The organism is Streptomyces showdoensis (assembly GCF_039535475.1).
Classification (GTDB): domain Bacteria; phylum Actinomycetota; class Actinomycetes; order Streptomycetales; family Streptomycetaceae; genus Streptomyces; species Streptomyces showdoensis.
In genome coordinates, this window is sequence record NZ_BAAAXG010000002.1 from 242,310 (window position 1) to 254,223 (window position 11,914).

Annotated in this window: 9 protein-coding genes; 6 read left to right on the forward strand and 3 right to left on the reverse strand. The window is 70.7% G+C overall.

The genetic code is table 11. The annotated features are described in order from the left end of the window. Positions 1-1,782 precede the first annotated feature (1,782 nt). The 3 genes from ABD981_RS01120 to ABD981_RS01130 form a co-directional block, all read right to left on the reverse strand. Positions 1,783-2,178 carry a hypothetical protein gene (locus ABD981_RS01120; protein ID WP_345527421.1) on the reverse strand — a complete coding sequence of 132 codons (396 nt, stop codon included), beginning with the start codon at positions 2,176-2,178 and terminating at the stop codon, positions 1,783-1,785. After that, positions 2,175-3,404, reverse strand: a complete 1,230-nt coding sequence (locus tag ABD981_RS01125) for a 2-isopropylmalate synthase (protein WP_046906044.1) — start codon at positions 3,402-3,404, stop codon at positions 2,175-2,177. Before ABD981_RS01125 ends, ABD981_RS01120 begins: the two co-directional genes overlap by 4 nt. A gap of 322 nt (positions 3,405-3,726) precedes the next feature. Then, positions 3,727-3,876 (reverse strand): hypothetical protein, encoded by a 150-nt coding sequence (locus tag ABD981_RS01130; protein ID WP_165590895.1) that lies wholly within the window; start codon positions 3,874-3,876, stop codon positions 3,727-3,729. Here ABD981_RS01130 and ABD981_RS01135 point away from each other — a divergent pair. From ABD981_RS01135 to ABD981_RS01160, 6 genes are all read left to right on the forward strand, one after another. Next, a complete protein-coding gene (locus tag ABD981_RS01135) occupies positions 3,875-4,657 on the forward strand; it encodes a DUF4389 domain-containing protein (protein ID WP_046906090.1) in 783 nt (260 codons plus the stop codon). The genes ABD981_RS01130 and ABD981_RS01135 overlap by 2 nt on opposite strands. Positions 4,658-4,962: 305 nt before the next feature. Continuing rightward, positions 4,963-6,270, forward strand: a complete 1,308-nt coding sequence (locus ABD981_RS01140; RefSeq protein ID WP_046906045.1) for a YhgE/Pip domain-containing protein — start codon at positions 4,963-4,965, stop codon at positions 6,268-6,270. Positions 6,271-6,661: 391 nt separating this feature from the next. Further along, the gene (locus tag ABD981_RS01145) at positions 6,662-8,650 is read left to right on the forward strand and encodes an RICIN domain-containing protein (protein WP_240495100.1); all 1,989 of its coding nucleotides are present in this window, start codon (positions 6,662-6,664) and stop codon (positions 8,648-8,650) included. Between the two features lie 126 nt (positions 8,651-8,776). Beyond that, entirely contained in the window at positions 8,777-9,406 is a 630-nt protein-coding gene (locus ABD981_RS01150; protein ID WP_046906046.1) for a hypothetical protein, read from the forward strand. A 97-nt stretch (positions 9,407-9,503) separates the two neighbouring features. Next, a complete protein-coding gene (locus tag ABD981_RS01155; protein ID WP_240495101.1) occupies positions 9,504-10,727 on the forward strand; it encodes a glycosyltransferase in 1,224 nt (407 codons plus the stop codon). 109 nt (positions 10,728-10,836) lie between these two features. Further along, positions 10,837-11,895 (forward strand): hypothetical protein, encoded by a 1,059-nt coding sequence (locus ABD981_RS01160; RefSeq protein WP_046906047.1) that lies wholly within the window; start codon positions 10,837-10,839, stop codon positions 11,893-11,895. Positions 11,896-11,914: the final 19 nt, after the last annotated feature.

Here is an 11,914-nt window from a genome sequence, read left to right on the forward strand (position 1 = left end):
CCTGCCGGAGAGCAAGCGACCAAACAACGATCACAGGAGTATGGTCGTCGTAGCTGCGTCAGACGTGTGGAGATGAAGCTTCTTAGGTGGCAACCGGCCGTTGTGGCGTCGCACGGGAGACTTGGGACACACACCGAGGTGTGTGGAAGCTTCGGGCTACTAGAATCCACGTACCTCGTCGTACGAAGCGTAAATCCAGTGAGATAAGGAGAGTCAACAGACCACCGGAGTAAGATACCCGCATTTAAGCGTGCCAGGAGGTTCGTAGACCCGCGGTCCCCACGCGCTGCTCACGCTGAGCCGTGAAACCATCTTTAAACAGCTACGTTCTCTGAAACCTGCGTGTGGGACGATGCATCGTAGTCCTGCCCCCTTAACGAAATCGTCGTATGAGGTGTGGTGTGCGATGGACGTGCCCAAGTGGCCGAGCGAGCGCCTCGGTGTGGCTGAGGTGATGAAGCGTTGTGACCAAGCGCAAACCCGATGGCATGGGCGGTCGGGGAAGTACGGAAGATAGGATGGGCTGGTCTTCGAGCTTGCACAACGATGATGGGGACGTGCTTTGGAAGTGCGTCGTGGAGCGCCAATGGAGGGATAGGAGACGGGGTTCGCGTCTCTGGAGATAAAGGTTGCGACTGTGCGATGAAGATACGTCACAGGTATTAGGGTGGTAGTTGAGGGGACCAAGGGCGGTGGATACTAGAGGATGCTGCGCTGCTGAGCAAGAGGGAGTAGAAAGGGCGTAAGAGAGGAGACTCGAGGGGGAGCTGAGCGAGCGCGCAAATAGAGTACATTAGGAGGCGTAGGGGATAAGAAGGAAAGGGGAGCAGCTGAGGCTGGACTGAGCAGAGAGGGAGATAAATCTCTGTATGGGATGATGTGACCTCGGGAGGGAAGCCAGTGACGCGCGCGTGAGCACTGAGGAGACACAGCTGCGAGACACATGAGACGCTTGAGGAGCATGATTTAATGTCAAACAGGTCGTTGCACTGGCGCGCGTAAGAAAAGCGCTACCAAACGAACAAGTGAAAGTGTGATGCTAGGGATATAGGTGGTGATGAGGAGTGGAGCGTGGGTGTGAAAGAGAGGCGGAGAGAGGAGAAAAGAGAAGTAGGGATAGAGTAGAGCATGGGAAGAGCGGTGAGGAGAGGCAGTGGGGGTGGGGAAGGGAGGCACGTGGACAGGAGACAGGAGTCAGAGGAGCCTTATCGTTGTGAAGTAGATGGGGGGTCTGGAGTTGTGTTTGAGTGTGTCGTAGTTGTTAGGGGGTAATGGAGTGACGTGGGCTTGTTGAAGATTATTAGGTGTGGTGTTAGGGGGTTGGGTTGCTGAGAGGTAGTATGGGAGGGATGTGTCATTAAGTAGGACAAAAGAGACCAGTGATGTGTTAGTTGGGTCGGGCGGCGTTACGTGTGACTCGGGCGTGCCGGGGGTGCGCAGGCCCGGGAGTGTCGGTGAGGGAATTCCATAGGCCTCTGTGGCCGTCCGTCTATCGTGTGCTTGGGTGTGTGCGGTGCCTCGCTACCGTGGCGGATTGCAACATGGCGAGAAACGATGGGAATCTCTTCATCTGTGTGGCTTGATTCGTAGCGTGCGCCGTGGGTACATAGCCATTTCGCAGAGAGGCAGTATGCTCATGGGGATTGGAGAAGAGTTGGTCTGCGAGGAGAAGGGGTCTGGCGGGTAGGAGAGAAGTAGAACTGCGCGTCGTAGCCTTACGAGGGGTGGGGGGTGCGACCCGTCCTCGAAGCTAGGGTCGTGGGAGGTGGACCATCAGGGTGGTCAGCGGTTGCCCAGCGTTGCACCGAACAGCAGCATCCAGCCGTCCTTCACCGCCGGTTCCAGCCAGGAGGGGAGCGTGCCGGGGGAACGCACCGGCAGAAGGACGGTGAGGTGTTCCTCGGCCAGGAGGCGCAGGACCGTCGTGCGGTGGCGGGAGGCGAGGTCCCACAGGCCGGTGAGGGCGTCGAGGGTGTCGCGGTGGTGGGCCCACAGGGCGACGGGCTGGCCGGACGGCCGACGCTTGGCCTCGTTGACGGCGATCGGGGTGGTCGCGGTGACGACGTGGGTGAGGGGCGGGGGGTTGGGGAGCACCACCGCCGTGCCGCGGCGGAGGGCCCGGCGGGCCTGGGGCAGGGTCGCCGGTGCGCGGGACGGTGCCTCTTCGGACGGGTTCACGGCGTGCCCCCGGCAGAGGTCCCGGTGAGGCCTTCGAGAAAGCCGGCGAACGCGGTGTCGTCGGTGACGGACCGGCCGGTGCGATAGGCACGGGTCTTCGCCCAGTTCATGGCGGTGCGGGTCTGGTCCGCGTCGAGGGTGTGGCCGAGTCGGGTGGCGACGGCGGTGACGACGCGCGCACTGGCGAGCTGGGTGAGGACGACGTGCGGTTCGATCCCCAGCACCTCGCGCGGGTCGTACGGCTGGAACAACTCGGGGTGCACGAAGGGCGTGCCGGTGGAGATGGTGCCGACGCCGGTGCCGACGATCGGAGTGGTGACGCCCAGGGGTGCGCCCGTCTCCTCCGCCACCATGCGCGCGATGCCTGGCAGCCGGGTCAGCGACGGGGGCGTCCACCACAGTGCCGCGTCCGCTCCGAGCAGCTCCCCGCCGTGGCGTGCGAGGAGGAAGGCCAGCTGCTCCGTGGCGACCATGCCGGCCCGCTCCGCGATGCCGAGCCAGGAGCTGGAGACCACCCGGACCCCGGCCGCCAGCGCCTGCAGGGTGTTGGCCAGTCCGAGACCGAGGTCGTTGTGCAGGTGGGAGGCGAACACGACCTCGGAGCCGCATGCGGCCCGGACGCGGGTGAACATGTCGTGGCAGGCGTGCGGCAGCTGGGATCCCACGGTGTCGGCCAGGACGACCAGTCCGGCACCGGCGTCTGTGACGGCCTGGGCGTGATGCGCCATCAGCGAGGTGTCGGCGCGGGAGGCGTCCGCCAGACAGACGTCGACGGCGACGGAATCGTCCCGGTCGCGGGCGCGCTTGACCAGGTCGACAGCGTCTTCGAGGGCGTGGACGGCGGTGCGGTGGACCATGACCCGCGCCATCGCGTCCGAGGCGGGCACCACCACCATCACCCGCGCGTGCCGGCTGCCGCGCACCGAGGCGACGGCCTGTTCCACGTCGCGGTCCACGCCCCGGCACACCGCCGCCACGCTCACCGCGCCCTCGGCCTCCACCGCGACCCGGCGTACGGCCTCGAACTCCTCGGCGCACACCGCGGGGAAACCGGCGGCGAACACCACGTGCCGTGGGCCGTCGGGCCCGAAGATCCGCCCCGTCTCGCGGGCCAGGCGCACCCGGAACCCCGCCCCCATGAGGGTCTTGGCCTGCGCGCCGTCCCGTGCGGACTCCTCCCAGAACACGACCCGTCCGGCCCCGGCCGACTCCCGTACGACATCCACCCCGCACCACACCCTCTCAGGGCACCCGACCGCCCGACGGGGAAACGTTCTCCTGCGCTCGGGTCCGGGCAAGTGTTCAACGGCCGCAATCACCCGATCGAGCGACCGGAACGGCCGGGAACGCGACGCCGCTCGTCGACGTGGTGGGTGGTGCGGTCCTGCTGCTGGAGGACCGCCGCCCCCGGCGACTTCCGATCTGCGGCGACCTGGAATGCGCGCGATGGCCGGGCGTCTGGACCGCATCGGCGCATCGGCGCATCGTCCGAGTCGCGACGCTGCGTTCTCGGTTCGGTGGCCACGAGTCCCTACGACAGGACCTCGCCTACGCCGACAACTGGGTCCGCCGCCCTCGGGCGGTCTCCCGCGTAGTCCCGGTGGCCCCCGTGGCGGTGCGCCGGCCGGGCGGCTGCGGCAGCATCGACGTGACCCGGGAGAGCGGGAAGCGGGGAGCGGGAGAGGCGGAGGCGGTCATGACAGCAGCTTGGGAGCCCCGGCCCCCGGCGGACGCCGAAGGAACCGAATGGCGGCCTGCTCTGGACGTGCCCCCGCCGGGGCAGCAGCGCCGCTGGACGGTACTCCTGCGCTGGCTGCTGCTCCTGCCGCAGTTCGTCGTCGTCGCCGTGCTCTCGTTCGCCGCGTTCTTCGTCACGATCGCGGCCTGGTTCAGCGCCCTGGTCCTGGGCCGCCTGCCCGACTCGATCGCGTCCTTCCTCGGCTCGGTCCTCGCCTACCAGACCCGGGTCTCGGCCAGTGCGGCCCTGCTCGTCGACCGCTACCCGCCGTTCTCCTTCGACGCCCCCGACTACCCGGTGCGCATCGAATTGCGCGCCACCCCGCTCAACCGGCTGGCCGTGCTGTTCCGACTGATCCTGATGATCCCGGCGGCGATCATCAGCAGCCTCGCGCAGGCCGGCTGGTTCACGATCAGCTGGGTGTTCTGGCTGATCGGCATCATCCTGGGCCGCCTGCCCGAGCCGGTCTTCGGCGCCACCGCGGCCGTCGTCCGGTACCGGATGCGACTGACGGCCTACGCGACGATGCTGACGCCGGTGTACCCCAAGGGACTCCTGGGCGACGCCCCCGAGGCCGCATCGCAGCCCGCGCATTCCGCGACGCGCCCGCTGCGCCTGAGCACCGCCGCGCAGGTACTGGTCTGGCTCTTCCTGCTCCTCGGGCTCGCGGGGCACCTGACCTCCGGCACGATCGACTACGACGAAGCAGGCGCGGGCGCCGCACAAGGGGCCGAGGTCTGAGCCTGCGGCGGTGCCCCCGACCGCAGCACACGGCGATCGTCGCCCCCGCGGGACCCGCCGGGGGAGGGGCCTGTCGTGATGCGGGTCCGGGACGACCGGTGTGACGGTGTTCTCGCCGACGGGCGACCGGTTCTGCCGTTCGGACGGACCGGGAACCGGCGCCCCACGCCTGCGTCCCGGACGGACCGGGAACCGGCGCCCCACGCCTCCGTCCCGGGCGGACCGCTCCCGGCCGCGACGCGCCCAAGATATGGCGTTGCGTCGGATTTGCCCGTTCCTTGGGGGTGGGCGGAGATGATGGGCGCATGAGCTCCCCGGCTTCCCGTCCCCCTCGGCAGCGTGCCCTGGCCCTGGCGCGGCACGCGAATCTGTGGCTGGCACCGGCTGTGCTCGCCTCCCTGGTCACCCTGCTGCTGTCCCTGCTCTACATGGGCGGCACCGTCGACCCCGTGGGCAGCCTGCACCGGCTGCCGATCGCGCTCGTCGACGAGGACCAGGGCAACCCGCTGCCCGGGCAGCGAGAAACCCTGGGCAAGCAGTTCACCGACGCCGTCGCCGCCTCGAAGGAGAACGGCGACACCGTCGACTGGCGCCGGCTCGACCGCGCCGGGGCGGACGACGCGCTCTCCACCGGCGCCGTGTACGGCGCGCTGGTCGTGCCGAAGGAGTTCACCGCGTCCGTCGCCGCCCTGGCCGCCGAACAGGCCCGGTCCCGGCCGGTGATCAGCGTGCTCACCAACCCCGCCGCCGGCAGCCTGGGCTCCAGCCTGGCCGCGCAGTTCAACGAGCGGGCGGCCCGGGAGGCGTCGCGGCACATCGGCGAGCAGCTCCTGGCCGGCGCGTCCGGAGCCGACTCCACCACGCGCCTGCTCCTGGCCGACCCGGTGGACGTGGCGACCGCGGTCGGCCACCCCATCGGCGCGCACAGCGGTCTGGGCCTCACTGCCTTCTACTACACGCTGCTCCTGGTCCTGGCAGGCTTCATCGGCGCCACCATCGTCCACACCCTCACCGACACCTCGCTGGGATACGCGGACGTCGAGCTCGGCCCCCTGCACACCCGCCGCCCCACCGTGCCCGTCGACCGGAGCCAGACGCTCGCCCTGAAGATGCTGATCACTGCCGGCGTCTCCGTCGTGACCACGACGCTCCTCATGGTGGCGACGGTCGCGATCATCGGTATGGACGCCTCGCACCTGCCCATGCTCTGGCTCTTCTCCTATTGCGCGACCCTCTCCGTCGGCCTCGGCGTTCAGGCCATCAACGCCGCCTTCGGCAGCATCGGCCAGCTGGTCTCCATGTTCGTGTTCATCGCCCTGGCCCTGCCCTCCTCCGGCGCCACCGTGCCGCTCCAGGCCACTCCCGGCTTCTACCGCTTCCTCGGGGCCTTCTCGCCCATGCGCCAGCTCAGTTCCGGGGTGCGCTCCATCCTCTACTTCGACGCACAGGCCGACGCCGGCCTGGCGCGCGGCTGGACGATGATCGCGATCGGCACCGTCGCGGCGCTGGTGTTCGGCTTCGCCATGACCCGCTACTACGACAGCCGGGGCCTGCACCGCATGACCCCCCAGCCCGAGGACACCGGCGGCCCCCGCCCCGCCCCCACCGCCTGACGTGCCGGCCCGACGGCTCCACGGGGGGCCGGGATCCCTCACGGCTGGTGACGAAGGGAATTCGCGAGGTAGCAATTAGATGAATCCCAAACTGAATTACCGTCAATAGGTTCTCTCTGTATATCTCGATTCGATAACAAGATTGCCGAAAAGGTCTGGACTTTTAGCGTTCCGGCTCTCAACTAGGTTTTTCTACAACGGAATTGAGTGTTCATCAGATCCCTTGTCGAGGTAACGGTCTGATATCTCGAAGGCCATTCCCGTTTGCCCGAATTCTCCACCGGGCTCGTCTGGCAGGCTTCCGCGCACCCACTCCTCCGACCAAGGACTTGAGGTGCACATGACTAGACATCGCAGGAAGCGTGACCACAGGCGCAAGCCCAGGGGGTTGATGTTCGCCACCGTCGCCGTGGCATCGGCGGCGGTGATCGCGGCAGGTGCCGCCTACGCCGGCATAGGGGGTGACGCCCGCGCGGGAACGCCCCCACGCGGCATACCCGCGCAGGCCGGTGCGGCGACCGCACCCCTCGTGCCCGCCGCCGCGCCCGCCAGGGACGAGGAACCGGAGCCCATCGTCGGCAAGCCCGCCAACGACACCCGGCGAGGGATGGTCTACGACGGGCTCAAGGCGGCAGCCGAGGGCGACCGTTGTACGGGTGTCTACCGCACCGACTCCGGACTGTGCACCCATGGACCCGACGCGCCCCCCAAGGGGGTGGACATCAAGGCGGACGTGGCTCCGGCCGTCGTCGCCAAGGCACCCGCGGCCGGACGTCCGCAGGACGCACCCGTCGCCGACGCCGCCGGGGCCAGGGCGGCCGCCGCCGCGGCCCCGGAGCCCGCCGAGGCGTCCGGAAGCCAGGCCGTGGCCGCGGGCCCCGCGGGGCAGACCGTCCAGTGCGACGGTGACGGCAGCACCGGCAACCGCGTACAGGTCGCATACGTGCACGGCCCCGACCGTGACCGGTACGCCGAGTACGTCGCCTCGTTCCGCAAGTGGGCGGCCGACGCCGACCTCATCTACGCGACGAGCGCCAAGGAGACCGGCGGTGTACGGCACATCCGCTACGTGACCGCGGCCGACTGCACGCCCACCGTCCTCGACATCGAGCTTCCCGCGTCCGCGCTCGCCGAGTTCAGCGCGACGAACAACGCGCTCGCCGCCAAGGGCCTCGACCGGCGTGACCGCAAGTACATGATCTTCGCGGACACCAACGTCTACTGCGGCATCGGCACCTTCGCCGGCGACGAACGACCGGGGCAGAACAACCAGAGCAACTTCGGCCCCTCCTACGGACGCACGGACGCCGGCTGCTGGGGCGGCCACACCGCCGCGCACGAACTCGGACACAACCTCGGCGCGGTCAACAACAGCGCGCCCAACACCAGTCGCGGCGCACACTGCACGGACGAGTACGACGTCATGTGCTACTCGGACACCCCGTACTACCCCCAGATGCGGTACGTGTGCTCCAACCAGGCGGCCGAGAACATCCTTGACTGCAATCACGACGACTACTTCCACACCAACCCCAGGGCCGGCAGCTATCTGGCCACGCACTGGAACATCGCCGACAACCAGTTCCTGATGCGGTCCGGCGGCGGCACCGGCCCCGACCCGAACCCCAGCCCGACCCCGACCCCGACCCGGACCCCGACCCCGACCCCGACACCCACCAGGCAGCCCACCGGCGGCCCGGAGGTGACGGTCGGCCAGGTCCAGTCCACGGCCGCCGTCGCGAGCTGGTCCCGGGTCGACGGCGCCGCCTGGTACCAGGTCCTGCTGAACGGCAGGCACCTGACCTGGGTGCAGTCGCAGGCGCTGCGCATCTACAACCTTCAGCCCGGCACCCAGTACACGGTCGCCGTCTCGGTCCGCGACCGGTCCGGCCGGGACAGCGGCGCCGGACGCACGACCACCTTCCGTACCCCCGCGACGGGCGGTGGCACGACCAGGCCCGGCACCCGCTACACCCTCGGCAACGCGGGCACCGGCATGGCCGCCGAGGTCTGGGGCGGGCGCTCCGCCGACGGCACGGTGCTCGTCGGAGCGCGCGCCACCGGCTACGCCCAGCAGCAGTGGCTGTTCGACGACGCGGGCAGTGGCCTCGTCCGCATCCGCTCCGCCGCCTCCGGCAGGTGCCTGCAGACGGGCGGAGCCCCGGCCCAGGGCATGTGGGTCGCCCAGCAGGCGTGCGGCAACGCCGCCACGCAGCGGTGGAAGCTGTCCGACCGCAACGGAGCGATCACCGTGACCGACCCGAGCGGCGGCTACGCCCTGACGGTGAGCAACCGCCCGTACTACGGGAGCTGGCTCCTCGACCTGCAGCGCGCCAACGGCGGTGCGACACAGGCATGGACGGTCCAGAAGGTCTCCTGACCTCGACCTGTCCTCCGGCCCGCACCTCGACGGCGACCTCCGGGCCGCCCCGGCGCCGGTGGACGGCCACCACGGCCGTTCACCGGCGCCACCGCACCACACCCACGTACCAGGAGCACCGCAACGATGCGTACACACCGCACCTTCCGCGCCGGCACGGGCCTCGGCCTTCTGCTCGTGCTCGTCGCCCAGGTCCTGGCCCTGCCGACCACCGCCCAGGCCCACGGCGACACCGTCAAGGTGGTGGTGACCGGCCAGCGAGAGGGGCACGTCACGACCGAGATCACCTGGGAGAACGACGGGGACGCCGTCGACGAGGCCGTCGCCGCCACGGTGAACGCGACCAGCCCCGACGGAACTCGTTCCATGGGCCCGTGGCCGCTGGTCCGCGACCCCGGGACCCGCACGGGCTGGAGCACGGCCGAGGTCCTCACGCCCGGCACGTGGAAGGTCTCCGTCGACGTGGGCTTCCCCTCCCTCGGCCATGGGGAAGGGGAGATCTCGATCCCCGTGGTCGACCCGTCACCGACCGGGCCCCGGCCGACTCCCACCACGTTCGCTCCGGTCCCCACGACGCCCGCCGCTCCGGCCCCGTCCGCGCCGCCCTCTCCCTCGGCGGGCCCGGCGGGCGACCGGGGATCGGGCGACCGGGGATACCGTACGGTCGGCTGGACGGTGGCGGGTCTGGCCGGATTCGGGCTCGTCGGCGCCGCAGCAGGCGTGCTCGTACGGCGGGCCCGCGCCCGCAGACGTTGAGGACCGGCCCCGCCTGCCCCGGACTCGCGCGCCATGAACGCGGACGACGGCCGCGCTCCGCCCACGGCGTGGCGTCCGGGTGCGGCACACTGGCGGCGTGCGCATCGTGATGATGACGGCAGGGTCGCGGGGCGACGTCGCGCCGTACACGGGTCTGGGTGCCGGTCTCGTACGGGCCGGGCACGAGGTGACGCTGGCCGCGCACGGGATGTTCGAGCCGCTGGTGGAGGGGTCCGGGGTGCGGTTCCGGCCGTTGCCGGTGGACCCCCGTGCCGAACTGCACTCCGCGCGGGGCCGGCGGCTGCACGACGCGCGGACCGGCGCCGGGAAGCTCGTACGGCTGGCCTCCATGGCCCGGGGTGCGGTCGACGAGATGACGGCGGCTCTGGTCGAGGCGGCGCGGGAGGGCGACGCCCTGCTGGTCGGCGGGTCGCTGGGGCCGCTCGGGTACGCCCTCGCCGACGGCCTGTCGGTGCCCGCCCTGGGGCTGCACCTCCAGCCGCTGCATCCCACGGGGGAGTTTCCCCCTCCGGTCCTCGGGACGCGGTCCCTGGGCGCGGTGGGGAACCGTCTGAGCGGACGGGCCGTCATGACGTCGGTGGACCTGCTCTTCTCCGACGCCGTGCGGTCGCTGCGGCGGCACGGGCTCGGGACGGCGGGCCGCTCCCCGAGGCGGCGGGCGCGACCGGTGCTGCACGGGTACAGCGAACTCGTCGTCCCCCGGCCCCGCGACTGGCCGGCCGCGCTGGAGGTGGCCGGGTACTGGTGGCCGCACGAGACCGGGCGGTTGTCCCGGGAGGTGGAGGACTTCCTCGCGGCCGGGCCCCCACCGGTCTTCGTCGGCCTGGGCAGCGCCACCGTTCCCGATCCCGAGCGGGTGAGCCGCGCGCTCGTCACCGCGCTGCGCGCGGCCGGGGTCCGCGGGATCGTCCAGCGGGGCTGGGCGGGACTGGGCGCCCGGGGCGACGACATCCTGACCGTCGACGAAGTGCCGCACGCCTCGCTGTTCCCCCGGACGGCCGCCGTCGTCCACCACGCGGGAGCGGGCACGACCGGCGCCGTCCTGCGGGCCGGGGTGCCCTCCGTCCCGGTGCCGGTCCAGTTCGACGCGGCGTTCTGGTCGTCCCGGCTGACCGCGCTGGGCACGGCTCCCGGGGCGGTGCCGCTGCGCCGCCTGACCTCCGGGGCCCTGGCCACGGCCCTGCGCCGGGCGACGGAGGAGGGCTCCTACCGCGCCCGTGCCCGCACCCTGGCCGACCGCCTGGCCATGGAGGACGGCGTCGCGCCGGTGCTCGCGGCGCTCGACCGCCTGGCGACCTGAACCTCCCGCCGACGGCCGCCCGCACGGCCTGGACCTGGATGCCGCTCCCGTCGCCGATCCCGATGCGTACCCGCCGGGAAGCCGGCCCGGGACACGGCACGATGGCCCGATGAACGAACAACAGGGAAACACGGCACAGGAATCGATCGGGGACATCGCCCGACGGCTCGTCGCGGCGGACAGCGGCGGCTGGACGCCGGAGGGCGTGAGGGCTCTGGCGGCCGGTCTGGGGTGGGCCTGGGCCGGTACGGCGGACGCTCCCGTACTGATCACCGGCCGGTCCTCGGGCGATGCCCGGCTGCGCCCGGTCGGCGACTACGAGAAGCGCTACACCGACGGCGAGTCGTACGTGGAGCTCGCGGTACCCGTGGCGGACCCCGCCCCGGACGCCGCGGCGCAGGCGGCGGCCTTCCGCGCCGCTAAGGAGGAGGTGACCGCCGCACTCGGCAAGCCGTCCGTCATGGGCTCGCACGGTGACATGGGCCCGTTCTACGACAGCGAGCCCCTCTGGGGCGCCCCGTTCCTCCGCTGGCGCGGCAGGCCGGACACGCTCGAACTGCGTGCCGGGAAGTCCGGGCCGGAGCTGGTCCTGCAGCCCACCGACCCCGCGGAGAACTGGTTCTGGCGGCAGGGCGTCGGCGAGGAGCACGCGATCAGCGGTTTCTTCGGCAGCAACCGCGATCAGGCCAACGTCGGCCTCGGATTCCCGGGCGGGTGGACCGCCCGCAGCTGGGAGACCGTCACCCGGTCGCTGGGGGACTTCCTGGGAGCGCTGCCCGCGGAGACCACCGCCCTGGGGATCCGGATCGGGATGCCGTTGTACGGGCGCGACGGTCGCAGCGCGCCCCTCCTCTTCGACGTGGTGTGCGGCGACCGGCTCTCGATCGCCTGCTTCGCCCCGGACGAGGTCGACCCGGCGGCCCTCGGCTGGGGCACGGTCGCCGAGTTCCCGCACACGGCGTCGGTCTTCGGCGACGACGGTCCGGTGTGGCGCGTGGACGCGGGCGGCCCCGGCGAGCCGAAGGGCAGGGCGCTGGCCGAGATGCTCGTGGCCACCGCCAGGGCGGCGGGCGCGAACGATCCCACCGACGTGATCATCGGCGGTGAGGCGGGCTACGTGGACGACTACCACGTCACCTACTACGGGCTGGGCCTGCCGACCGGCTGACCGCCTTCCGAAGGCGACC